Origin of the sequence: Paracidovorax konjaci (assembly GCF_900112675.1) — a bacterium.
GTDB lineage: Bacteria > Pseudomonadota > Gammaproteobacteria > Burkholderiales > Burkholderiaceae_C > Paracidovorax > Paracidovorax konjaci.
Genome location: NZ_FOMQ01000007.1, coordinates 25,049 through 49,678 on the forward strand (window position 1 = coordinate 25,049; position 24,630 = coordinate 49,678).

The window sequence follows — 24,630 nt, forward strand, 5'->3', positions numbered from 1 at the left end:
GGACGGCTCCGGTCATGCAAGGCCCCTAAAATGGCCCGCGAATTCCATCCATGAGCACCCTCATCCTTTTCCTGCCCCAGGGCAGCGCCCCCGGGCCGGCCACCGAGTACAGCTACGCGCTGACCGTGGACGGCCACACCGCCACACGCCATGCCAGCGCACCCGCGCCGCTGCTGCCCGACCCGGGCCGCGCGGGAGAGGTGGTGGCCGTCGTGCCCGTCCGGGCGCTGTCGTGGCAGCGCCTGACCCTGCCGCAGGGCGCAGCGGCCCAGCCCGGGCGGCTGCGCGCGGTGCTCGAAGGCCTGCTGGAAGAGCGGCTGCTGGACGATCCCGCGCAACTGCATTTCGCGCTGGAGCCCGGCGCACGGCCCGGCGCGCCCGCCTGGGTGGCCGTGTGCGACAGGGCCTGGCTACGCACGGCCTTGCAGGCGCTGGAGGCCGCGGGACGCCCCGTGCAGCGCGTGGTGCCCGAGTTCGCGCCCGGCGCCACCGCGGGCGGCGCCCCCGAATACTTCGCCATCGGAACCCCCGAGGATCCGTGCCTGGTCGCCACCGGGCAGGGCCCGGACGAGGCGCTGGCGATGCTCCCGCTCTCGCCCGCCACGCTGCAGCTGGTCGGCGCCCTGGGAACCGCTGCAGATGCGGCCGCGGGCGAGGCGCCCCCGCCCGTGCGCGCGGAGCCGGCCGTGGCGGCCCTCACCGAGCAGATGCTGAACCGGCCCGCGGTGCTGCACACCGCCACGCAGCGCGCCCTGGCCGCGGCCCGCGGCCCGTGGGACCTGGCGCAGTTCGAATTCGCGAGCAACCGCCGCACGCGCACGATGCGCAAGGCCACCTCGTCGCTGGGCGCCTTCGCGCGCGCTCCGCAGTGGCGGGCCGCCCGCTGGGCGCTGGGCGTGTGCGTGGCCGCGCAGCTCGTGGGGCTGAACGCGTGGGCCTGGCAGGAGCGGCAGGCGCTGGCGGCCAAGCAGGCCGGCGTGCGCAACGCACTCACGCAGACCTTTCCGCAGGTGCAGGTGGTGGTCGATGCACCGGTGCAGATGGAGCGCGAGGTGGCGCGGCTGCGCCAGGAAGCGGGCGGCGTTTCCGCGCGCGACCTCGAACCGCTGCTCGCGGCCGCGGGCGGCGCGCTGCCCGGCGGGCGCCTGCCCACCGCCATCGAATACGCGGCCGGTGAATTGCGCCTGCGCGGCATCGAACTGCAACCCGCCGAGCTGTCGGCCGCCAACGAGCGGCTGGCCGCGACCGGCTATCGCGCCCAGGTGCGCGACGGCGCCGTGCTGCTGCGCGAAGGAGACCGGCCATGAAGCCATCGCTGCGCCCCGCGCCCGCCCCCGCGGGCCACAACGCCCCCCGCCGTGCGGACGTGCTGCGCGCCCGCTGGAAGGCGCTTGCGCCGCGCGAACAATCGCTGGTGCTGGCCGCCGCCGCGCTGGTCGCGGTGGCACTGCTCTGGTGGGTGGTGCTGGCGCCCGCCGTGCGCACACTGCGCGAGGCGCCGCAGCAGCATGCCGCGCTCGACGCGCAGCTGCAGCGCATGCGGGCGCTGCAGGCCGAAGCCCTGCAACTGCAGGCCGCCCCCGCCGCCCCGGCCGGCGACGCGTCGCAGGCCCTGCGCACGTCGCTCGGGCAGCGGCTGGGCAACCAGGCGCAGATCGCGATCCTGGGCGACCGCGCCACGGTCACGCTCAAGGCGGCGCCCGCAGACGCCGTGGCCGATTGGCTGGCCCAGGCCCGCAGCAATGCGCGCACGGTCCCCGTCGAAGCGCGGCTGGTGCGCAGCACGGCCGCCCCCGCACCGGCCGGCACCGCGGTGATGGGCCCCACCTCCCCGGCGCGCGCCGCGGCGGCGGCCCCTCGCACGGCGCCCGCAGCACCCGACGACGCCATGCCGCGCTGGGACGGAACGCTGGTGCTGACGCTGCCCGCGCGGTAGGCGCCGCCGCAGCAAGCCCCCACGGCCTCTCTTCTTCTTTTTCTGCATCGCCGACACCGTGCCACGTTCTTCCCGCACCCTCCGCTCTTCCGCGCCGCGCCCACCGCGCTCTCCGCGCGGCTGGGCCATCGCCGGGTGCCTGCTGGGTGCCCTGCCCGCCGTGCTGTTTTTCGCACCGGCCCAATGGCTGGCGACGGGCGTGGAGCGCGCCAGCCATGGACAGGTGCGGCTGGCGCAGGCGCGCGGCACGGTCTGGACCGGATCGGCCCAACTGGTGCTGGCGGGCGGCAGCGGCAGTGCCGACCAGGCCGCCCTGCCCGGTCGGCTGCACTGGCAGTTGCGCCCCGCATGGAAGGGCCTGCGCGCTCAGGTGAACGCCGACTGCTGCACGGCCCAGCCCCTCGCGGCCCGCATCGAGCCGCGCTGGGGCGGCGCGCACGTGGCCATCGACGACGGGCAGAGCCAGTGGCCCGCCGCCGTGCTGTCGGGCCTCGGTACCCCTTTCAACACCCTGCAGCCGCAGGGGCAGCTCGCGCTGCGCACGCAGGGCCTCACGCTGGACAGCGCGGCCGGGCGCGTGGTCATCGCGGGCCAGGCGCAACTGGATGCACTCGGCATGTCCTCGCGCCTGTCCACGCTGCGCCCCATGGGCAGCTACCGGCTGAACCTGCAGGGGGGCGAGGTCACGACGCTCACCCTGTCCACGCTCGACGGCGCGCTGCGCCTCACCGGCAGCGGCCGCTGGATCGGCCAGCGCCTGCGTTTCGAGGGCGAAGCCACGGCCGCCCCGGAGCGCGAGGGAGCGCTGGCCAACCTTCTCAACATCATCGGACGGCGCACGGGCGCACGGTCCCTCATCACCGTGGGTTGAACCCTATGACTTCCTTGACTTCGCAGCCCCTGCGGTTTGCTCTCAAATCAATAGCACTCGGGGCAATGATTGCGGCGGCATCCGGCACATTGCATGCACAGACGGGCAGCAGCAACGCCAGCGTGCGGCCCGGAGAGCCCGTGACGCTGAACTTCGCCGGCGCCGAGATCGAAGCCGTGGCCCGCACCATGGCCACCATCACCGGCCGCAATGTCGTGGTGGACCCGCGCGTGAAGGGCCAGCTCACGCTGGTCACCGAGCGGCCCGTGCCGCCGGCTGCGGCGTTCCAGCAGTTCCTCGCGGCGCTGCGCCTGCAAGGCTTCACCGTGGTCGAAGCCGCGGGCCTCTACAAGGTCGTGCCCGAGGCGGATGCCAAGCTGCAGGCCGGCACGGTGAGCGTCACGCAGGGCGACTCGGGCCGCGCACCGGGCGGCGGGCAGATCGTCACGCAGATCTTCAAGCTGAATTTCGAGAACGCGGCGAACCTCGTGCCGGTGCTGCGCCCGCTGATCAGCCCCAACAACACGATCAACGTGAACCCCGGCAACAACTCGCTCGTGGTCACCGATTACGCCGACAACCTGCAGCGCATCGCACGCATCGTGGCCGCGATGGACGTCTCCAACGCGAGCGACGTGGAGGTGATCCCCCTGCGCAACGCGGTGGCCAGCGAACTCGCGCCCCTGGTGGCGCGGCTCGTCGAAGGCTCGGGCAGCGCCGGCGGCACGGGCACCACGCCCACGGGCACGGCCGGGGCCACGCCGGGCCAGAGCGACACCGCCTACCGCACCACGCTGCTGCCCGAGCCGCGCAGCAATTCGCTGATCGTGCGGGCCGCCAATCCGGCGCGCCTGTCGCTCGTGCGCACGCTGGTGGCCAAGCTCGACCAGGCCCCGGCGGCCGGCAGCGCGGCCGCCACCGGCAACATCCACGTCGTGTACCTGCGCAACGCCGATGCGACCAAGCTCGCGACGACGCTGCGCGCGGCGCTGTCGGCCTCCATGGGCAGCGGATCGTCCGGGTCCGGCACGCCCTCCAGCAGCAGCGCGGGCGGCCTCAGCTCCGCCGGCCTGTCGGGCACGGGCCTCACGCAGACGAGCACCAGCAGCGGCATGGGTGGCAGCGGCATGGGCAGCAGCGGCAGCAGCGCGGGCGGGCTGGGCGGCAGCTCGGGCAGCCTGAACTCCGCCAACAGCAACCAGCCTTCCACCGGCGGCCAGATCCAGGCCGACCCGTCCACCAACTCGCTCATCATTTCCGCGCCCGAGCCGCAGTTCCGGCAACTGCGCGCCGTGATCGACCAGCTCGACGGCCGGCGCGCGCAGGTGCTGGTGGAGAGCCTGATCGTCGAGGTCGCCGCCAACAAGGTGGCGGACTTCGGCATCCAGTGGCAGGGGGTGATGGGCAACTACGGCAGCGGCACGGTCGGCATCGTCGGCACCAACTCCACGGCCGCGGGCGGCGCGAACATCCTCAACCTCGCGCTGGCCGCGGCCAGCGGCAGCGTGAGCAGCGTCACCTCCGCGCTGTCCAGCAGCGGCACGCGCCCGGGCAACGGCCTCAACGTCGCCATCGCGCCGCGCATCAACGGCAACTACTACCTGGGCGCGCTCGCCAACTTCCTGGAGAACACCGGCGACGCCAACGTGCTCTCCACCCCCAACCTGATGACGCTGGACAACGAGGAAGCGCGGATCATCATCGGCAACAACGTGCCCTTCGTGACCGGCTCCTACGCCAACAGCACCGGCAGCAGCACGGTGAACCCGTTCACGACCGTGGAGCGCAAGGACGTGGGCCTGATGCTGCGCGTGCGCCCGCAGATCAACGAGAACGGCACCGTGAAGCTCACGCTCTACCAGGAGGTGTCGCAGGTCGATGCGTCCACCCTGTCGTCGGCCAACGGCCCGACGACCAGCGTGCGCTCCATCGAGTCCACGGTGCTCGTGAACGACGGCAGCGTGATCGTGCTCGGCGGCCTGCTGGAGGACCGCTATTCGCTGGGCCAGGACAAGGTGCCCGTGATGGGCGACCTGCCGCTGGTGGGCGGCCTCTTCCGCAACGAGAGCCGCTCGCGCCGCAAGACCAACCTGATGGTGTTCCTGCGTCCCGTGGTGATCCGCGACGCCGCCACCAGCGATGCGCTCATGCTGGACCGCTACGAAGCCATCCGCGCGCTACAGCAGAACATCCAGCCCGCGCCCAGCACCGTGATGCGCGCGGTGTCGGAAGCGCCGGTCCTGCCGCCGATGGCGCCGCAGCCGCCCGCCCAGAACGGGGCGCCCGCGCCCGGGCCTGTGCCCGCGCAGGCCCCGGTGCCCAGCCCGGCCCCCGCGCCGATGCGCCTGGCCCCGCCCGCGCCGCTGGTGCCGCTCATGCCGCCGCGTTCCGTGAACGTTCCCACGCCCGCGGATTACACCGCGCCTGCGGAAAAGCTCGGCACGCAGTAACCCCAGCCCTCTCCTTCCCGCCCACCGCCCATGCGCCACCCGCTTCCCTATGCCTTCGCGCGCAGCGCCCAGCTGCTGCTGGAGGACGACGGCCATTCCTGCGTGCTCTGGCACGGCCCCGCGCCGGATGCCGGGGCGCTCTCCGAGATCATGCGCAAGCACACGGTGCAGCAGCTCATGCCGCTCGACGCCCATGCCATGGCGCAGCGCATCAGCGCGGCGTACTCGCAGGGCGAATCGAGCGCGGCCACGGTGGTGAGCGAAGTCGAATCCGATGCCGACCTCTCGCGCATGATGCAGGAGCTGCCGGCCGTGGAAGACCTGCTGGAATCGGCCGGCGACGCGCCCATCATCCGCATGCTCAACGCGCTGCTCACTCAGGCCGCGCGCGACGGCGCGAGCGACATCCACATCGAGCCCTACGAGCGGCATTCGAGCGTGCGCTTCCGCGTGGACGGCACGCTGCGCGAGGTGGTGCAGCCCAACCGCGCACTGCACGCGGCGCTGATCTCGCGCCTGAAGATCATGGCCGACCTGGACATCTCCGAAAAGCGCCTGCCGCAGGACGGCCGCATCAGCCTGCGCCTGGGCACGCGCGCCATCGACGTGCGCGTCTCCACCCTGCCCAGCGCCCACGGCGAACGCGCCGTGCTGCGCCTGCTGGACAAGAGCGGCAACAAGCTGAGCCTGGAAGCGGTGGGCATGCAGGGCGACACGCTGCGCCGCTTCGACGGGCTGATCCACCAGCCGCACGGCATCGTGCTCGTCACCGGCCCGACCGGCTCGGGCAAGACCACGACGCTGTACGCGGCGCTCGGCCGGCTCGATGCCCACAGCGGCAACATCATGACGGTGGAAGACCCGATCGAATACGAGCTTCCGGGCGTGGGCCAGACGCAGGTCAACAGCAAGATCGACCTCACCTTCGCCAAGGCCCTGCGCGCCATCCTGCGCCAGGACCCGGACGTGATCATGATCGGCGAAATCCGCGACTTCGAGACCGCGCAGATCGCCATCCAGGCCTCGCTCACGGGCCACCTGGTGCTCGCCACGCTGCACACCAACGACGCGGCCAGCGCCGTCACGCGGCTCACCGACATGGGCGTGGAGCCATTTCTGCTCTCCAGCTCGCTGCTGGGCGTGCTCGCCCAGCGGCTCGTGCGCAAGCTCGACCCGGCGGACCCGAGCGGCTACCGCGGCCGCACGGGCGTGTTCGAGCTGCTGGTGGTGGACGACACGCTGCGCGCGCAGATCCACGGCCAGGCCGCGGAAGCCGACCTGCGCGCCACGGCGATCGCGGGCGGCATGACGCTCATGCGCGAAGACGGCGAGCGCCTGGTGCGCGCCGGCATCACCAGCCCCGAGGAAGTGCTGCGCGTCACGCGCGAGTGATCCGCACGCACGCCGCAGGCGGCGGCAGTTTCCCGAAAGGTCAGGGGCTCGGCAGCAGCTCGAGCACCGTCTCGGGCGGCCGGCACAGGCGCGCGCCGAGCGGCGTGACCACGATGGGCCGGTTCATCAGTTCCGGATGCCGGGCCACCTGCGCGATGAGCGCCGCATCGCCGATGGCTTCGTCGTCCAGGCCCAGTTGCTGGTAGGCGGCTTCCTTGGTGCGCAGCAGCGCACGCACCGGCCCGCCCACCGCGGCGAACAGGCTGCGCAGCGCGGCTTCATCCAGCGGCCGGGCCAGGTAGTCCACGATGTGCGGCTCGATGCCGCGCTCGCGCAGCAGGGCCAGGGCGCCGCGTGAATTGCTGCAGCGGGCGTTGTGGTAGATCGTGATGTCGGCGCGGGGTGTCGTAGTCGTCATGCCGCGAGTGTAGGAGCGGGGTGGTCCGGTCAGCGCGGGCCGGAGGCGCGCAGCGTGCGGCTCAGCAGGATCACCGGCACCAGCCCCACGGCCACCAGCGCGAGCGAAGGCAAGGCCGCCTCGCCCAGGCGCTCGTCGCGCGCGAGCTGGTAGGCCACGACGGCCAGCGTGTCGCTGTTGAAGGGGCGCAGCACCATCGTGGCCGGCAGTTCCTTCATCACGTCGACGAACACCAGCAGCGCCGCCGCCGCCGTGGACCGGCGCAGGAGCGGCCAGTGCACCCGCGCCAGCAGGCCCGCGCTGCCCGTGCCCAGCATCCGCGCGGAATCGTCCAGGCTGGCGGGAATGCGCGCGTAGCCGCTCTGCACCGACTGCAGCGCCACGGCGCAAAAGCGCACCAGGTAGGCCCACACGATGCCCACCGCCGTGGCGGTGATGATCGCCGGCACACCCCAATCCGGCGCCAAGGCCTGCAGCCAGCCCACGGGCAGCAGCAGGCCCACGACGATCACCGCGCCGGGCACCGCGTAGCCCACGCTGGCCAACTGCACCACGCCGCGCGTGAGGCGCCCCGCGCGCCGCCGCACGGCGAACGCCAGCGCCATCGCCACGCCCACCGCCAGCACCGCCGTGATCGCCCCCAGCCGCACGCTGTGGCCCGCCCATTCCACGAAGCGATCCCACGGCAGCACGGACCAGTCCGCCGCCAGCGGCCGCAGCATGAAGGCCACCGGCGCGAAGAAGCCCATCGCCACCGGCACGGCGCAAACGCCCCAGGCCACCGCGCAGCGCCAGCCCGTGAGCCGCTGCGGCTGCGCTTCGGCGGAGCCGGCGCGGCCCACGCCGCTGGTGGCGAAGCGCATGCGCCGCTGCGCACGCTGCTCCAGTTGCAGCAGCACGACCACGAGCACCAGCAGGATGGTGGCGAGCTGCGCGGCGGCCAGACGGTTGTCCATCGACAGCCACGCCTTGTAGATGCCCGTGGTGAAGGTCTGGATGCCGAAATAGCTGGCCACCCCGAAATCGGCCAGCGTTTCCATCAGCACCAGCGCCACGCCCGCCGCCACCGCGGGCCGCGCCAGCGGCAGCGCCACGGTGCGCACGCGGCGCGCGAGCGGCGCCCCCAGCAGGCGCGCGGCCTCCATGAGGTGCGCGGCACGCTCGCCCAGCGCCGTGCGCGCCAGCAGGTACACATAGGGGTAGAGCGAGAAGATGAACACCCATACCGCGCCGCCCAGGCTGCGCACTTCGGGCAGCAAGCGCCCTTCCAGTCCATAGGTGGCGCGCAGCCAGACCTGCAGCGGGCCGCTGAACTGCAGGAAATCGGTGTACGCGTACGCCGTCACGTAGGCTGGCATGGCCAGCGGAAGCAGCAACAGCCATTCGAGCGTGCGCCGGCCCCGGAAATCGAACAGCGTCACCGCCGCCGCCGTGGCCGTGCCCACCAGCGCTGCGCCCGCGCCCACCGCCAAGGCCAGCCACACCGTGGTGGCGAAGTACCCGGGCAGCACCGTGGCTGCCATCTCGCGCAGGATGCCCGTGGCTTCCTCACCGCCATGCCCCCACGGAAGCCACGACGCCAGCACGGCCAGCACGGGCAGGGTGAGCGCGAACGCCAGCAGCAGGAGGGGAATGGAGCGCAGGGCGGAGAGAAGACGCAAAACGAAAGCAAGGGCAAGGAAACGGACGGACAGAGGCGGCGCGGTGCGGTGCGGCGGGAGCCGCCCCGAGGGGAGCATGCCGGCCACTCTGGATGCAAATGCGAATTCTACGCATTGCCCCCTTCTAGAATCCACGCATGTTCCTCGAAGTCAACCAACTGGAAGTGCGCTACCCCGGCCGCGCGCAGGCCGCCGTGCGTGGCGTCACGCTGGGCCTGGCGGCCGGCGAGATCGGCGTGCTGATCGGCCCCTCGGGCTGCGGCAAGACCACGCTGCTGCGCGCCGTGGCCGGCCTGGAGCCCGTCACGTCCGGCGAGATCCGGCTGGCCGGGGAACGCGTGGGCGGCGCAGGGCACAGCATGCCGCCCGAGCGCCGCCGCATCGGCATGGTGTTCCAGGATTACGCCCTGTTCCCGCACCTCTCGGTGGGCAGGAACGTGGCCTTCGGCATCCACCGGCTCTCCCGCGCCGAGCAGGCGGCGCGCGTGGACGAAGTGCTGCGCCTCGTGGGCCTGGAGGGCAGCGCGGCGCGCTATCCGCACGAACTGTCCGGCGGGCAGCAGCAGCGCGTGGCCCTGGCGCGCGCCCTGGCGCCGCGCCCGCAGCTCATGCTGCTGGACGAACCCTTCTCCAACCTCGACGTGGACCTGCGCGAACGGCTCGCGCACGAGGTGCGCGGCATCCTCAAGAGCGCGGGGGCCACGGCGCTCTTCGTCACCCACGACCAGCTCGAAGCGTTTGCCATCGGCGACCGCATCGGCGTGATGGAGAGCGGAACGCTCCACCAGTGGGACGATGCCTATGCGCTCTACCACCGGCCTGCGACGCGCTTCGTGGCCGACTTCATCGGACACGGCGTCTTCGCGCCCGCCACGCTGGAGCAGCGCGGCGACGACGTGGTGGTCCGCACCCCGCTGGGCGACTTCGGCGACGCGGCCGAGTGCCCCCTGCCGGCCAGCTACCCCGGTGGCGAGTGCGATGTGCTGCTGCGCGCGGACGATGTCGTGCACGACGATGCGTCCCCCGTGCAGGCACGCATCCTCCGCAAGGCATTCCGCGGATCCGAATTCCTCTACACGCTGCAGTTGGCGGACGGTCTCACGGTGATGGCGCATGTGCCGAGCCACCACGACCATGCCGTGGGCGACTGGATCGGCATCCGGCCCGAGGTGGACCACGTGGTGGCGTTTCCGCGGGAGTGATCTCCATGAACTGGAGTCCGCCACTTTGAAAAGAACGCAGGCCCAAGCACCTTATTCTGGCGGATGTATGTGCCCCAGCTTCGGCAAACAGACGGAAGCGTCCTTATCATCTGCCGAACCGCTGCAGGTCAAAACGGTTGTTATTTCTGCGCCGCAGCCAGTTGCTGTCCGACACACCCGCCGGAGGCCACTTCGGGAACCGACAGCAAAGTGCCCCGCAGCGTCATGACCAGGGTTCGCTTGCAATCTCCGCTGATGTATTTGGCACGCTCCATCTTTTGGATGCCGCCATGGGAGTAGCGGTACGTCTTTTCGGCCCCTTTGGCCGCCGCATCATGCTTGGCCATCGATTTGGAAATCCCTATGGACTCTGACAGTAGCCAGGTGGCTTGCCTCTTCAGAAGCCTGCCATTTTCCGCGACCCATGCCTGCTGAGGCTCAGCGCCCTTGATGGGATCCGAAACGATCTTGACGATATTCTGGTAGACGGGATCGGACCCGGCTCCGGCAGGCCGGACACTGACCTTGTTGATCAGCACCAACGCCCGCTCATCCAAGCTGACGAAGAACTCCGGCGTGGACTCCACGATCAAACCGGCAGATTTTTCGTCCGCAATACGAGCGCCCTCCTTTTCATTCGACGCCAGATCCTGAAAACTGTCGCTCAGAAGTCTTTGCGTGTCGAAATCCGCTAGAAGAGGCTGGTATGCCGCCAGCTTTTCATCCACCTCGCGCTGCTTTTGGGCCAACTGCTCCTTCTGCGCAGCACTCATGATCACCCCATGGGTGACTATGGCGACGATCAAACCTGCCACACCGGGCGCTGGATAGACCATATCGCTGGCAGCAATCCCCACCTCATCCACATTGAGTTCCGCCTTTAACGTAACTGGACCCGCAGGGACGACGGACGCCGACCACTCTCCCATACCTTGAGCTGGAGCAGCGTGCGCAAGGGCCAGCAGGGCTGGGAACAAGGCTCCGCGAGCCAGCGACGACGAAAAGGCTCGTAAGCCGCGCATACGGCGTGCCGTCACTTGCGCAGGCCGTCCATGATGCGGTCCTTGCCCGACTCTATGGCCTGGTAGTACGCGTTCGTGAGGCCAGGGAATTTTGGAGGCTCATCCCACTCCGCATCCGTACCACGGATCTCATTCAGCGGGAGGTACCAAAGATAGGCATTACTCTTGAGATCCACCATGTATCCCTTGCCCCGCACAACCGCTTTCGGAGGGCTGCTGGGGATGTAGGAAGAATACTGCCGCTCCAACCCGATGAAATCCACCTCGACAAGCATCAGCTTATCGATCCGGTACTTGGTCCGAAGGGATGAGAAATCCTTGCGCGCCAGATTTTCGCCCTCGCTCGCGTTTTTCTCAAGGCTCTGCATGTTGATCTCATCAGCGATGACTACGGCATCGACACCCTTCTCACGAAGCGCTTTCGCCATGTCTTCCTTCAAGGGCAACATGTCCTCTTTGGACAGCGTGCGGGAATAGTCGATCAGGGTGGAATTGGCAGCAGTTGCGACGGCAATGCACAGAAGGCATCCGGCGCCTGGCAATGAAGTGTCGACCTTGGGAAGGGTCGCCATGGCGACGCCGACCTTCCCAGTGGCTGGTCCCAAGGTGCTTTTGTCCAGGGACACGGGCATTTGAGGTTTGACTGCACACCCTGTCAAGAAGGCGGCAAAAAGAAAGATGGCTACGCGAGTAAACATGGCAATGGTCAGTTGAATAACTCAACCATTGTACATTTTTCATACTTTTTGTTACAAAAGAATCACTTCGTTGCTTTTATGCCAGCAAGAGAGGCTTGACGGTTGAAAGTATCTTTTCCCGACTTTTTGGCGTCGGGCTTCTCCCACCCAATCAGCCCTTGCGCAACACGTCGACCGCCCGACGCAGATCCTTCGCCCACACCCGCCGGTCGCGGCCCGCGGCCCGCTCGGGTTCGCCGTAGTGCACCACGGCCACCATGGGTTCGGCCCGCAGCACGCGCCAGAGCGATGCCAGCAGCGTGTCGTCGCCCACGTACAGCGCGTCCGCGCTGGGCCGGCCGGTGGCGCGGACGACGAAGCGCAGGCCGACCGGCTGTACCGGCGCATCGGCCAGCACGGCGGCCTGCAGGAGGTTGGCGTGGAAGGGCAGCAGTTCGGTGCCGTCGGCCGTTGTGCCTTCGGGGAACACGCCCAGCACCTCCTGGCGCTGCAGCGCCTCCTGCATGAGGCGCACGATGCGCATGGCGTCGCGCCGCGTGTTGCGTTCGATGTAGAGCGTGCCCGCTGCCGTGGCCAGCCGCCCGATCACGGGCCAGCGCTGCACGTCCGACTTGGAGATGAACCGGCAGTGCCGCGCCGCGTGCATCACGGAGATGTCGAGCCAGGACAGGTGGTTGGCCACCAGCACCACGGGTCCGCCGGCCGGCGGCGCGCCGCGGATTTCCAGCGCGATGCCCGCATGGGCCAGCAGGGCACGCGACCACGCCTGCACGCGCGCATGCTGCTGGTCGGGCGAGAGCCGGGGAAAGCGCAGCAGCACCGTGGCCAGTCCGGCCAGGATATGGGCGATGAGCCGCAGCAGGCGCGCCACGGCACGCAGGGAACGCAGCATGCGCCGGGGTCAGCCCTGCTCGAACGCGACGAGGCCGCCCACCAGCGTGCAGCGCACGCGCCCGGGCAGTTCGTAGCCAGAGAACGGTGTATGGCGCCCCTGGCTGCGCAGCGCTTCGGGCGCCACGGTCCATGCGGCCCCGGGATCGAACACGCAGAGATCGGCCACGCCGCCTTCCACGATCCGGCCGGCGCTGGCCGACAGCGTGCCGAGCGCGGAGCCCAGGACGCGGGCCGGCTCGGCCGTGACGGTGGCGAAGGCGCGGACCAGCGGCGCACCGTGGTCGCGCGACCACTTGAGGGCGATGCTCGCCAGCAACTCCAGGCCCGTCGCGCCGGGCTCGGCTTCGGCGAAGGGCAGCGTCTTGGCGTCTTCGTCGACCGGCGTGTGGTCGGACACCAGCGCGTCGATGGTGCCGTCGGCCAGCCCGGCCAGCAGCGCGTCGCGGTCGCGCTGCTGGCGCAGTGGCGGCGACAGGCGCGCGCGGCTGTCGAAGTAGCCGATGTCGGTGTCGGTGAGCAGCAGTGAATTGATGCTGACGTCGCAGGTGACCTTGAGGCCCTCCGCCTTCGCATGCCGCACGAGCTGCACGCCCGCCGCGCTGGAAAGCCGGCACAGGTGCACCCGCGCGCCCGTGGTCTTGAGCAACTCGAAGATGGTGTGCAGGGCGATGGTCTCGGCCGCCACGGGCACGCCCGAGAGGCCCAGCCGCGTGGCCAGCGGGCCGCTGGCCGCCACGCCCTTGCCCAGGTGCAATTCCTGCGGGCGCAGCCAGACGGTGTAGCCGAAGGTCGCGGCGTACTGCAGCGCGCGCTGCTGCACCTGCGTGCTCGCCAGCGGCACATCCGCCTGGCCGAAACCCACGCAGCCCGATTCGGTGAGTTCCGCCATCTCGGTCAGCACCTCGCCGGCCAGGCCGCGCGTGAGCGCGCCCAGCGGGAAGAGGCGCGCCCGGTGCAGCTTCTCGGCACGGAACTTGAGCATCTCCACCAGTCCGGGCTCGTCCAGCACCGGATCGGTGTCGGGCGGGCACACGAGGCTGGTCACCCCACCCGCCACGGCCGCGGCCATCTCGGATTCGAGCATGCCTTCGTGCTCGTGCCCGGGCTCGCGCAGGCGTGCGGCCAGGTCCACCAGGCCCGGCAGCACCAGGCAGCCCGTGGCGTCGATCGTGCGGGCGGGCTGGAAGTCGTGCGGCGCCTGCCCGATCGCGATCACGCGCCCCGCCGCCACGGCCACATCGCCCACCCGGTCGTATCCGGTGGCCGGGTCGAGCACACGGCCGTTCTGGATCAGTGTCTTCATGATTTCATGCCAAAAGCGCTGGATGCCGTCGATTCCATTGGGCAAGCAGCTATTAAAAAGATAGCAAACCTCAGGCCTCGTTGCCCGCCACGATGGACATCACCGCCATGCGCACGGCGATGCCGAAGGTGACCTGCGGCAGGATCACGCTCTGCTTGCCGTCCACCACGGCGGAGTCGATCTCCACGCCGCGGTTGATGGGGCCGGGGTGCATGACGATGGCGTCGGGCCTGGCGAGCTGCAGCTTCTCGGGCGTGAGGCCGAAGCTCTTGAAATATTCCTGGCTGGAGGGCAGCAGCGCGCCGCTCATGCGCTCGTTCTGCAGGCGCAGCATGATGACCACGTCGGCGTCCTTGATGCCCTCTTCGAGCGTGTGGCACACGCGCACGCCCATCTGCGACAGGTCGCCGGGCACCAGCGTGCGCGGGCCGACCACGCGCACTTCGGGACAGCCCAGCGTGGTGAGGCCATGGATGTCCGAGCGCGCCACGCGCGAGTGCAGCACGTCGCCCACGATGGCCACCGTGAGGTTGCTGAAATCCTTCTTGTAGTGGCGGATGGTGTACATGTCGAGCAGCCCCTGCGTGGGGTGCGCATGCCGGCCGTCGCCCGCATTGATCACGTGCACGTGCGGCGCCACGTGCTGCGCGATCAGGTAGGGCGCGCCCGATTCGCTGTGCCGCACCACGAACAGGTCGGCCGCCATGGCCGAGAGATTGGCGATGGTGTCGAGCAGCGACTCGCCCTTGCTGGCCGAGGAGCGCGCGATGTCGAGGTTGATGACGTCGGCCGACAGCCGCTTGGCCGCGATCTCGAACGTGGTGCGGGTGCGCGTGCTGTTCTCGAAGAACAGGTTGAACACGCTCTTGCCGCGCAGCAGCGGCACCTTCTTGACCTCGCGGTCGTTCACCGAGACGAAGTTCGCCGCCGTGTCGAGGATGTGCGTGACGATGCTTTTGGGCAGGCCCTCGATGGAGAGCAGGTGGATCAACTCGCCGTTGCGGTTGAGCTGGGGATTGCGCTTGGAGAGCACGGCTTCAGGCCTCCTGGACATGGAAGTGGAAGGCGCCGCCGTCCGCGCGTGCGAGCGCCAGGGACTGCGCGGCAGGCAGCGCGATGCGGGCAGCCGCGAAGTCCGCCTGCACGGGCAGCTCGCGTCCGCCGCGGTCCACGAGCACGGCGAGCCGCACGCGCGCGGGACGGCCGTAGTCGAACAGCTCGTTGATCACCGCGCGGATGGTGCGGCCCGTGTAGAGCACGTCGTCCAGCAGCAGGATGTCGGCGCCGTTCACCTCGAAGCCCAGGCGCGTCTGTGCGCTCGCGGAAAGGCCGCGCTGGGAGAAATCGTCGCGGTGCAGCGCGGAAGACAGCACGCCGGCATCGCCGGGCAGGCCCAGGTCCTGCTGCAGGCGCTCGGCCAGCCAGGCACCGCCCGACGCGATGCCGGCCAGTTGGGTCTGCGGCGTGCGCAGCGCACGCACGCCCGCCAGCAGCTCGCGGTAGAGCGCCTCGGCGTCGAGCGTGAGTGCCCCGGCAGGGGCGGAGGAAGGGGTCGGACTCATGGAAGTGGCCTCAAAAACTGTTCCAGGATGATGCAGGCCGATGCGGCATCGGCATCTTTTGCGCCACCCGCGTGCGCTTCGGTGGTGCTGTAGCGCTCGTCCACCTCGAACACCGGCAGGCCGAAGCGGCCGCGCAACTGGCGCGCGAACTTGAGCGCGCGCGCCGTGTTCTCGTGCGCGGCGCCGTCGGGGTGGTAGGGCACGCCCACCACGAGCGCATCCGGCTGCCATTCGCGCAGGCGCTCGGCCACGGCGGCAAAACGCGCATCCGCCCCTTCGGCGCGGATCGTGGCCTGGGGCGTGGCCGTGCGCAGCAGCCGCGAACCCACCGCGACGCCGGTGCGCTTGGCACCGAAATCGAAGGCGAGGAAGGACTGCAGATGCGCGGGAACGGCGGTAGCGGCAGAAGGAGCGGGAACGGCGGCGGCAGCGGGCGACGGGTCTGGCATGGGGCCGCTCATGCGTGCCCCGCCTCGGGCGAAAGCATCCAGGCCTGCAGGCCCAGCAGGCCGAGCGCCCGGTCGTAGCGCTGCCCGACGGGGGTATCGAAGATGACGGACAGATCGGCCCCCACGGTCAGCCAGCTGTTCTCCGCCAGTTCCGATTCGAGCTGGCCTTCGCCCCAGGAGGCATAGCCCAGCGTGACCAGCACGCGGCGCGGCCCGGCCCCGGTGGACAGGGCCTCCAGCACATCCTTGCTGGTGGTCATCTCGAGCCCGCCCGGGGTGATGGACATGGTGGACGCGTAGGCGGACTCCTCGTCCTCGCCTTCTTCTCCGCTGGACGGTGCGCTCATGGACTCGTGCAGCACGAAGCCGCGTTCCGTCTGCACCGGCCCGCCGCGGAACACCGGTTCCTGGGAGAGGTCTTCACGGCGCAGGGAGAGATCGACCTTGTCGAACAGGCCCCGGAGGCTCAGGTCGGACGGTTTGTTGATGATGAGCCCGAGCGCGCCGCGCTCGCTGTGTTCGCACAGGTACACGACGCTGCGGGCAAACGACTCGTCTTCCAGGCCCGGCATGGCGATCAGGAAGTGGTGCGTCAGGTTCATGGGCGCAGAATCGGCAGGCATCCGACAATTTTAACGATGATCATGGAGCCTACTTTTTCCTCCGGCCTGGTCTGGTTCCGCCGCGACCTGCGCAGCGACGACCACGCCGCCCTCCACCACGCCCTGCGCCAGTGCGCACAGGTGCATTGCGTCTTCGTTTTCGACAAGCCCATCCTGGACCCGCTGCCCCGTGCAGACCGGCGCGTGGAGTTCATCCGCGAGTCGCTGGTGGAACTCGACGCCTCCCTGCGCGAGCTGTCAGGGCACCCACACGGCGGGCTGATCGTGCGGCATGCGGTGGCGGCCGAAGAGATTCCCGCCCTGGCCGGGCGGCTGGGCGTGGAGGCCGTCTTCGCCAACCATGACGACGAGCCCGCGGCGCTGGAGCGCGACACGCGCGTGCGCCATGCACTCGCCGCCGGGGTGCGGCTTCTGACCTACAAGGACCACACCCTTTTCGAGCGCGCGGAGATCCTCACGCAGGGCGGCACGCCCTACACGGTCTTCACGCCCTACAAGAATGCCTGGCTGCGCAAGGTGGACGACTTCTACCTGAGCGCCTACCCCGTGGAAAGCCGAGGCCGGCGGCTCGCCCCGCGGCCGGAATGGGCGCGCGGCGGCGTGCCGCCACTCGCGGACATCGGCTTCGAGCCCGCGGGGCTGGACAAGCTCCCGTTGCCCCCGGGCATGGCGGGCGCGCGCACCCTGTTCGAAGACTTCCTCGCCCGCATCGACCGGTACGACGACGCCCGCGACTTTCCGGCCGTCAAGGGCCCTAGCTACCTGAGCGTGCATCTGCGCTTCGGCACGCTCTCCCCGCGGCTGGCCGCGCGCACGGCCCATGCCCGCATGCAGAAAGGCAGCGCCGGGGCCGCCACCTGGCTGAGCGAGCTGATCTGGCGCGACTTCTATTTCCAGATCCTGGCGCACTACCCGCAGGTGGCCGGGGGAGCGAGCTTCAAGCCCGCGTACGATGCCATCGCCTGGGAGGACGGTGCCGAGGCGAAAGAGCACTTCGCCGCATGGTGCGCAGGCCGCACGGGCTATCCGCTGGTGGATGCCGCCATGGCGCAGATCAAACAGACAGGCTACATGCACAACCGGCTGCGCATGGTGGTGGCGAGCTTTCTCGTGAAGGACCTGGGCGTGGACTGGCGCTGGGGAGAACGCTATTTCGCCGAGAAGCTCAACGATTTCGATCTCTCCGCCAACAACGGGGGCTGGCAGTGGGCCAGTTCGAGCGGCTGCGACGCGCAGCCGTATTTCCGCATCTTCAATCCCGTGAGCCAGAGCCGCAAGTTCGATCCCAAGGGCCGCTTCATCCGTGCGTATCTGCCGCAACTGGCGGCGCTGCCCGATGCGCACGTGCATGCGCCCTGGGAGGCCGGCCCGCTCGAACGCGAGGCCGCAGGGGTGCGCCTGGGCGACAACTACCCACATCCGCTGGTGGAGCATGGCGAGGCGCGCCAGCGCACGCTGGAGCGTTACGCGGTCGTGAAGGCGAACACGGGGCCCGCCTGAAAAAACGGCAACGGCCCCGAAGGGCCGCGCCTGGGGCCTGCCGGGGCTTTCGCCGCCGGGGCAAGGCCCTGCTCTTTCTGCGCCTCAGCCGGCAGCCAGTGCCGCCTGTGCCTCGCCTTGCGATGCCGCCGCACGGGCATAGTGGTGCACCAGGCTCAGCAGCTCCTCGTCGGAGTACGGCTTGCCCAGATAGTGGTTCACCCCCAGTTCGGCCGCATGTTCGCGATGCTTCTGCGCGATGCGCGAAGTGATCATGATGATGGGCAGATCGTTCAGCTCCCGGTCCGCGCGGATGTTGCGGGCCAGGTCGAAACCGTCCATACGCGGCATCTCGATGTCCGACAGCACCACGGCCGGCCGCTCTTCCTGCAGGCGCTCCAGGGCCTGCAGCCCGTCGGCCGCCAGGGCCACCCGGTAGCCTTCGCGCTTGAGCAGCCGCTGCGTCACGCGGCGCACGGTGATGGAATCATCGACCACCAGCACCAGGGGCACCTGCGCAGGCTGGGCGAACGGCACGCCGCCGCCGTCCACGGCACCCGGCACGGGCGATTGCTGCCCCGCCGCCGCATCGGATGCGGCCACGGCCGGCAGAGCCGTCTGGGCGCGCACCTGATCGCCGTACACGGTCGCCAGCGCCACCGGGTTGTAGATCAGCACCACGGCCCCGGATGCCAGCACCGACATGCCTGCCAGACCCGGCAGCCGCGACAATTGCGGCCCCAGGTTCTTGACCACCACTTCCTGGTTGCCCAGCACTTCGTCCACGTGCATGGCGATGCGCTGCGACGCGCTGCGCAGGATCACCACCGGCCGCGTGCGGCCCGAGGTTTCCTGGCTCCAGGCCGAAGACTGCAGCAGCGCGCCGGCCCAGAAGAAAGGCAGTGCCTCCACGCCATCCTCGAAGGCGCCCAGGCGGTAGGCCTCTTCCAGCTCGCCGGCACCGGTGCGGCGCACGATCTCGACCAGGTTGGCCGGCACGCCCAGCGTCAGCTGCCCCGCGCGCAGCATCACCACCTGCGTCACCGCGGTCGTGAGCGGCAGCACCATGCGGAACGAAGTACCTTGGCCCGAATGGGTGGTGGTTTCGATGCGCCCGCCCAGTGCGTTCACCTCGGAGCGCACCACGTCCATTCCGATACCGCGGCCAGAGAGGCCGGTCACTTCGGTGGCGGTCGAGAAACCGGGCATGAAGATCAGGTTCGCGGCTTCCGCGGGGCCCACCTCGCCGTCCGCGGCGATCAGCCCCTGGCTCACCGCCTTGGCGCGGATGCGCTCCAGATCGAGCCCGGCGCCGTCGTCACGGAACTCCACGGAAACGTCGTTGCCGTCCTGCTTCAGCGCCACGGTGATCGAACCGGTGGCGGGCTTGCCCGCAGCCGTGCGCGCCTCGGGCGCTTCGATGCCATGGGCCACGCAGTTGCGCAGCAGGTGCTCGAATGCCGGGGTCATGCGGTCGAGAACTCCGCGGTCCATCTCGATGGAGCCGCCGGAGATGTCGAGCTTGATCTGCTTGCCCGTCTCTTTGGATGCCTGGCGCACGACGGCGTAGAGGCGCTCCGAGATGCCTTCGAATTCCACCATGCGCGTGCGCAGCAGATCGCGTTGCAGTTCGCGTGCCTGCCGCCCCTGCGCGATCAGATCGTCCTCGGCGCCTTCCATGGTCCGCTGCAGGTTGCGCTGCACGGTGGCCACGTCGTTCACCGACTCGGCCATCATGCGGGTCAGCTCCTGCACGCGGGTGAAGCGGTCGAATTCGAGCGGATCGAACCCGGCTGCCAGATCCTTCGAAAGGGCCAGCCGGGACTGCATCTGCGTCTCGGCCTGCACCTCGATGTCGCGCAATTGCTGGCGCAGGCGCTCCAGGTTGCCCGTGAGGTCGGCCAGCGATCCCTTCATCTGCGCCATGCGGGCATCGAGGCGGGACCGCGCGATCATCACTTCGCCAGCCTGATTGACCAGGCGGTCCAGCAACTGCGCACGCACACGCACCGACTGGCTGGCCACCGGCCGCACGGCGGTCAGTTGCGAAGCGGCCGGCAGCCGGATGGCCGGGCGTGGCACGGGTGCCGTTGCCGCCGTTGCGGCACCAGAGGCATCAGAGGCATCAGGTGCATCCGTGGCGCCGTCCGGCAAATCCACCAGCCCGCTCACTGCCACGGGCTCGGCCAAACCTTGGGAGCCGATGGTGCGCAACGCATCGAAACTGGCCTGCAGGGCATCGAAGGACACCAGCAAGGGTTCGATCGCTTCGCTGCGCGGCTCTTCCGAATCCACCTGCTCCACGGCCGATTCCAGCCGGTGCGCCATCTCGCCCAGGCGCATCGCGCCTGCGAGACGCGAACTGCCCTTGAGGGTGTGCAGGGCGCGCAGCGCTTCGTTGCGGGCACCCAGGTTCTCGGGCCGCGCGGCCCATTGGCGGAGCGCAGCGCCCAGCACGGGCAGCAGTTCGATGGCCTCTTCCTCGAAGATCGGGAACAGGTCGGGATCGATCACATCGAGCACATCGATGTCGTCGTCGATGTCGGTTCCCAGCACCGCGCCCTGCAACGCGGCCTGGTCCACGCGGTCGTCCCGAACGGGTACGGGGATCGAGAGCGCCGGTGCCACGTGGCCGCGCGGCAGGACCGGCGCGGCATCGGGCAGCGCCGGCGGCTCGGCGGCCTCCGATGCAGCCTCCAGCGGATCGGTGGAAAGGACGCCCTCGCCCTGAACAGGGTCTGCCGTGCCCTCCGGCTCGACCGTCGCTTCGGCTTCGGCTTCGGCTTCGGCTTCGGCTTCGGCTTCGGCTTCGGCTTCGGCTTCGGCTTCGGCTGCAGGGACAGCGTCTGGCACCGGATCGAGTCCGAGCGGGGAATCCAGAGCGCCCAGATCCGCCGTCACCACCTCGGATGCCAGGATCTCCCGGAGGTCGGCCAGGATCTGCTGGTTCGGCTCCTTCAGGAAGCCGGCGGCGAACTGGTGCAGCAGGCGGCGGATGTCCTCCGCCGCCGCCATGAAGACGCGGGCCTGCTCGGGCGTTCCCTGCGGCAGCAGTTGCACGTGCTGCAGCGCGTGCTCCAGCGCACGCGCCATGTCCGACAGCGCCTGGAAACCCACCGTGGCGGAGCTGCCAGCCAGCGAATGGGCCAGTGCCACGGCGGTATCAGGCAGCGGCTCGGGCAACTCCAGCGACCATTCCTGCAGGCAGGTGACCAGGCGGCGGGACCATTCGTCCGCCTCGTTCAAGTACACGTTGTAGAGCGGGATGCCGATGCGCAGTGTCTCGATGACCTTGACGGCCTCTTCGGGCACCTCGGCCGAGAGCGGGAGTTCCGTATCCGGCACCACGGTGGCCGTGTCCGATGGCTCGGTGCCGGGGCCCGGCTGGACCTCCGATCCGGCCAGCAGCGCAGCCGCCGAAGCGTCCGCTTCCACGACCTCTGCCGTCTCTTCCGTCTCTTCCGGCAGCACACCGGACGCCGGAGCGGTTGCCGCACCTTCGTCTTCGAAAACGGCCGTGCCGTCCAGCGCCTGCTGCGGCAGGGCCTCGGGCAGCGGTGGCGCCTCTTCACCGGCACCCGACGTCAGATCGGACCACTCGGCTTCGGAGAGTTCGGGCAGCGCTTCCGGTGTTTCGTCGTCGTGCAGGTCGGCATCGAGCGAAGGCAGTTCCGCCGGCGGCACGGGCGCAGCGTCTACCCCGTCCGACGGACCGCCGAGCAGCAGGTCGGGGAACGAATCGCCCTGTGCGGGAGGCACGTCAGCCGGCGTGGCTGCGGCCTCCGGCTCGCGCGCATCGGCGTCGGCCAGCGCTTCGGAGAACACCGAGAAATCGATGTCTTCGGCGATCTCCGCCGAAGGCACGGCCGTGGGCGCCTCCAAGGCGGGCGCCAGGGTCGGGTCGGACTCCGGAGGCTGCGTGTCTGCAAAGTCCGGGTGGGTGCCGTCGGCCGGCACCGCATCGAAGTCCAGGTCCAGATCTAGAGCGAGAGGCTCGGCATCCACAGCCGGCGCGCCGGCGGGAGGGATCGCCTCGGCCGGCGGCATCGGCAGGAACTCGGTGTCCGGCAGGAAGGCCTGCGGAGCGTCTGCGGCAGACTCCGGACCGGCGGGCTCCACTGGCTCTTCCGACGGGGCCGCCTCGGTGGGTTCGATCGCTTGCAGCCCTGCTTCTTCGGCCACCGCTTCGTCTGCGGGAGCCTCTGGCGCTGCGGGAGCGGCTTCGGCGGTCACTGCGGACGCAGCAGCCACCGCGGCGCCGCCGAGCGGCAGGTATTCCTCCCGCTCGCGCATGGCCTGTGCGGATTCGGCGAAGTGGCGGGGCTCCCAGCCCTCGGCCTGTCCGGCGGCGATGTCGTCCGCCCAGCGGCCGAAGGCTTGCAGCGCTTCGTCCGCCAGTTGCAGCATCGGCCGGTGGATGGGCTTTTGCTCGGCCAACCAGGCATTGAGTACCTGCTCCATGGCCCAGGCGGCCTCACCGAAGGCATCCAGCCCCACCATCCGTGAGCTGCCCTTCAGGGTGTGGAAGGCACGCCGCAAGGTCGTTTGTTCGCTCAGATCGCCCGGAGCGGCGCGCAAGGCCTCGACGGCGGCCAGGCCGTTCACGACAACCTCGCGGGCCTCTTCCAGGAAGATATCCAGCAGCTCGCTCTCGTCGTCGGCATCTTCTTCGATGGCGGCCGCAGGCACCGATGCAGCGGGTGCAGGCGCCGGTGCGGGGACGGCCGCGATATCGGCCGGGGCAGGCGTGGGCACTGCATCGGCGGTGTTCGGCTCTGCGTCAGCGGCAGGCTCCGGCTCCTCCGCCAGCAACAGAGGGGCCGGCATCGGGCCACGGGCCTCGATATGGCTCCCTTGCTCTTCGGGCAGATCGCCCGCGCGGGTGCGGGTGCGTCCCATCAGGATGCGCAGCTCGCCCGTTTCCTCGTCGTAGACGAACAGCTTGCGCGCCATGGTGCGCTGGTAGCTGAGCATGTCGATCAGGAAGCCCAGAGCACCGAGGTTGGCGCCCAGCTTCTCGAAGACCGCCTGCCGCTCTTCCTCGGGCACTTCGCCCAGCAGGAGGCGCTCGACGGTATCGCGCATGCGCACGACGGCCAGCGAGGCCTGGTCCAGCCCGAGCACGGAGAGCACGCCGCGCATCTGCGCCAGCCGGCTCGGTACGGCCGACAGCGCCGCCAGATCGCCCGGATTGCGGAAGAACTGGTCGAGCGATTTCTCGGCTTCTCCGAGCGTGGAACGCAATTCGTCCACGACGCTGCCCATCGTCTGGTGGTCGCTCACCCGGCGATAGAGCTCTTCCATCCAGGGTTCGAGCGGCGCGGAATCGCCCCCCGCGGTCACGCTGTCCAGCCGCTCGGCCAGGCGCGTGGCGCGCACGGCCATATGGTCCTGCGCGGATTCCAGCTCTTCGAAAGACGCCTGGAGGTACAGCACCGCCGTGGCGACCTCCATGGCCAGCGCGGGCGATGGCGGTTCGCCGGAACGGGTCGTGGCTTCCACGGCGCGGGTCAAGGCCTGCGCCAGCGGCTCGCTGCCCGGCTGCAGCTTCGCCAGCGAATCGCAGACGAGGCTGAATTGGTCTGCGGCCGGCTTGAGCTTGTTGCGGTCTCCACCGGCCAGAGCCGACCAGGTTTCCGTGGCCGCGGCAATCCGCTTGCGTGCCTGTGCGAGCAGCGCCGGGTCGTACAGACCGAAGCGCGGCATGGAGTAATCGACGGGCTTGAAACGCTCCAGCCCGAAAGCCTGGCGCACGGCCTGCAGCACGGAGCGGTCCCCTGCCTCCGCAGCGGCAGACGCGGGCCGGGCCTGCGCGCAGAAGAACAGCAGGTCCTGCACCAGCCGGTCGCCGATGGTGGGATCGCCCTTGGCCAGCGTGGCGTACTGCATGAGCACGCGCGATGCCACGCGCTTCACATAGATGTCGGGCACCAGGCGCTCCTGCGCCAGCGCTTCGAAGAAGCCGGTGCAGATCTTCCAGAACGCACGCGCCTGCCGATCGGTCTGCGCGGCGGCGAAGCCCAGGCAGATGCCCTGCATTTCGCGTGCTGCGGCAACGTCTCCCGCCTTCACGATGCGCAGCACCGCGGCATCGAGCCGGCTGCGTGCCTCGGCGCCATAGGCCAGCGGGGCGGCGTCGACGACGACGTCGGGTTCGCGGAAGCGGCGCTCCACAGGCCACAGGTCCGCCGGGTGCACGCGCTCGGCGCCGGTGAGGGCCTGGGCGTCGCGGTACTGGGGGAAAAGCGCCACGGGGGATACGGGCTTGCCTGCCAGCACGCTCTCGAGGTATTCCACCAGCGCAAAACTGGCGCGTTCGATCACGGCCGCCGCATCGTCGCTGCACAGCTCCGGGCGCTGGACGAACTTCTGGACAGCCGCCTCCATGGATCGCAGCACGAGCGCCGGCGGGCCCATGCCCACCATCTCGAGCGCGCCGCTGGCCTGGTGCAATTGCTGCCGCGCGATGCGCAGGGCACCGGCATCGAGCGATGCGAGGTCGGACTCGCGCGCCATTTCGGCATCGCGCACGAAGCGGCGCATGGCCTTGACGGCCCCGTCAAGCGACTTGCGCAGCTCATCGAGCACCCAGGCCAGGGGCCCCAGATCCTGCTCTCCCTGGCTCCAGTCCGCAGCCGGTGCGTTTGCGGCGTCAATAGGTGACATGAAT

Annotated in this window: 18 protein-coding genes; 7 read left to right on the forward strand and 11 right to left on the reverse strand. The window is 69.8% G+C overall.

Going from position 1 to position 24,630, the window contains the following annotated elements:
* The first annotated feature begins 50 nt into the window (after positions 1-50).
* The 5 genes from gspL to BM144_RS12205 are packed head-to-tail and all read left to right on the forward strand — an operon-like array spanning position 51 to position 6,649.
* Positions 51-1,307, forward strand: a complete 1,257-nt coding sequence (gspL, locus tag BM144_RS12185; RefSeq protein WP_092952589.1) for a type II secretion system protein GspL — start codon at positions 51-53, stop codon at positions 1,305-1,307.
* Entirely contained in the window at positions 1,304-1,936 is a 633-nt protein-coding gene (locus tag BM144_RS12190) for a type II secretion system protein M (protein WP_092952591.1), read from the forward strand. The genes gspL and BM144_RS12190 overlap by 4 nt, the downstream gene beginning before the upstream one ends.
* A gap of 58 nt (positions 1,937-1,994) precedes the next feature.
* Entirely contained in the window at positions 1,995-2,807 is an 813-nt protein-coding gene (locus BM144_RS12195; protein ID WP_092952593.1) for a type II secretion system protein N, read from the forward strand.
* Positions 2,808-2,812: 5 nt separating this feature from the next.
* The gene (gene gspD / locus BM144_RS12200; RefSeq protein WP_092952595.1) at positions 2,813-5,257 is read left to right on the forward strand and encodes a type II secretion system secretin GspD; all 2,445 of its coding nucleotides are present in this window, start codon (positions 2,813-2,815) and stop codon (positions 5,255-5,257) included.
* Between the two features lie 30 nt (positions 5,258-5,287).
* Positions 5,288-6,649 (forward strand): GspE/PulE family protein, encoded by a 1,362-nt coding sequence (locus BM144_RS12205; RefSeq protein ID WP_092952597.1) that lies wholly within the window; start codon positions 5,288-5,290, stop codon positions 6,647-6,649.
* A 40-nt stretch (positions 6,650-6,689) separates the two neighbouring features.
* On the opposite strand, the gene arsC is transcribed toward BM144_RS12205, so the two are convergent.
* Positions 6,690-7,067, reverse strand: coding sequence for an arsenate reductase (glutaredoxin) (gene arsC, locus BM144_RS12210; protein ID WP_092952599.1), 378 nt, complete (start codon positions 7,065-7,067; stop codon positions 6,690-6,692).
* Between the two features lie 29 nt (positions 7,068-7,096).
* On the reverse strand, positions 7,097-8,728 hold the full coding sequence (locus BM144_RS12215) for an ABC transporter permease (RefSeq protein ID WP_175526008.1): 1,632 nt from the start codon (positions 8,726-8,728) through the stop codon (positions 7,097-7,099).
* A gap of 137 nt (positions 8,729-8,865) precedes the next feature.
* Here BM144_RS12215 and BM144_RS12220 point away from each other — a divergent pair, with 137 nt between their 5' ends.
* Entirely contained in the window at positions 8,866-9,930 is a 1,065-nt protein-coding gene (locus BM144_RS12220) for an ABC transporter ATP-binding protein (protein ID WP_092952601.1), read from the forward strand.
* A 140-nt stretch (positions 9,931-10,070) separates the two neighbouring features.
* On the opposite strand, the gene BM144_RS12225 is transcribed toward BM144_RS12220, so the two are convergent.
* The 8 genes from BM144_RS12225 to BM144_RS12260 all read right to left on the reverse strand — a co-directional run bounded on the left by BM144_RS12225 (position 10,071) and on the right by BM144_RS12260 (position 16,481).
* Positions 10,071-10,907: a hypothetical protein gene (locus tag BM144_RS12225; RefSeq protein WP_139225705.1), complete on the reverse strand. Its 837-nt coding sequence runs from the start codon at positions 10,905-10,907 to the stop codon at positions 10,071-10,073.
* A 56-nt stretch (positions 10,908-10,963) separates the two neighbouring features.
* Entirely contained in the window at positions 10,964-11,524 is a 561-nt protein-coding gene (locus BM144_RS12230) for a hypothetical protein (protein ID WP_092952991.1), read from the reverse strand.
* 277 nt (positions 11,525-11,801) lie between these two features.
* Complete coding sequence (locus BM144_RS12235) at positions 11,802-12,539, reverse strand: lysophospholipid acyltransferase family protein (RefSeq protein WP_092952993.1); 738 nt, start codon at positions 12,537-12,539, stop codon at positions 11,802-11,804.
* A 12-nt stretch (positions 12,540-12,551) separates the two neighbouring features.
* A complete protein-coding gene (locus tag BM144_RS12240; RefSeq protein WP_092952995.1) occupies positions 12,552-13,847 on the reverse strand; it encodes a dihydroorotase in 1,296 nt (431 codons plus the stop codon).
* 70 nt (positions 13,848-13,917) lie between these two features.
* Complete coding sequence (locus BM144_RS12245) at positions 13,918-14,880, reverse strand: aspartate carbamoyltransferase catalytic subunit (RefSeq protein WP_092952605.1); 963 nt, start codon at positions 14,878-14,880, stop codon at positions 13,918-13,920.
* A 4-nt stretch (positions 14,881-14,884) separates the two neighbouring features.
* Positions 14,885-15,409 carry a bifunctional pyr operon transcriptional regulator/uracil phosphoribosyltransferase PyrR gene (gene pyrR / locus BM144_RS12250; RefSeq protein ID WP_092952607.1) on the reverse strand — a complete coding sequence of 175 codons (525 nt, stop codon included), beginning with the start codon at positions 15,407-15,409 and terminating at the stop codon, positions 14,885-14,887.
* Entirely contained in the window at positions 15,406-15,870 is a 465-nt protein-coding gene (gene ruvX / locus BM144_RS12255) for a Holliday junction resolvase RuvX (protein ID WP_092952609.1), read from the reverse strand. The genes pyrR and ruvX overlap by 4 nt, the downstream gene beginning before the upstream one ends.
* Positions 15,867-16,481, reverse strand: a complete 615-nt coding sequence (locus tag BM144_RS12260; protein WP_092952611.1) for a YqgE/AlgH family protein — start codon at positions 16,479-16,481, stop codon at positions 15,867-15,869. Before BM144_RS12260 ends, ruvX begins: the two co-directional genes overlap by 4 nt.
* A 21-nt stretch (positions 16,482-16,502) precedes the next feature.
* Between BM144_RS12260 and BM144_RS12265 the strand changes: the two genes are divergently transcribed.
* Positions 16,503-17,981 (forward strand): cryptochrome/photolyase family protein, encoded by a 1,479-nt coding sequence (locus BM144_RS12265; RefSeq protein ID WP_092952997.1) that lies wholly within the window; start codon positions 16,503-16,505, stop codon positions 17,979-17,981.
* An 84-nt stretch (positions 17,982-18,065) separates the two neighbouring features.
* Here BM144_RS12265 and BM144_RS12270 read toward each other — a convergent pair whose 3' ends face one another.
* Positions 18,066-24,626: an Hpt domain-containing protein gene (locus BM144_RS12270; RefSeq protein WP_092952613.1), complete on the reverse strand. Its 6,561-nt coding sequence runs from the start codon at positions 24,624-24,626 to the stop codon at positions 18,066-18,068.
* Positions 24,627-24,630 lie beyond the last annotated feature (4 nt).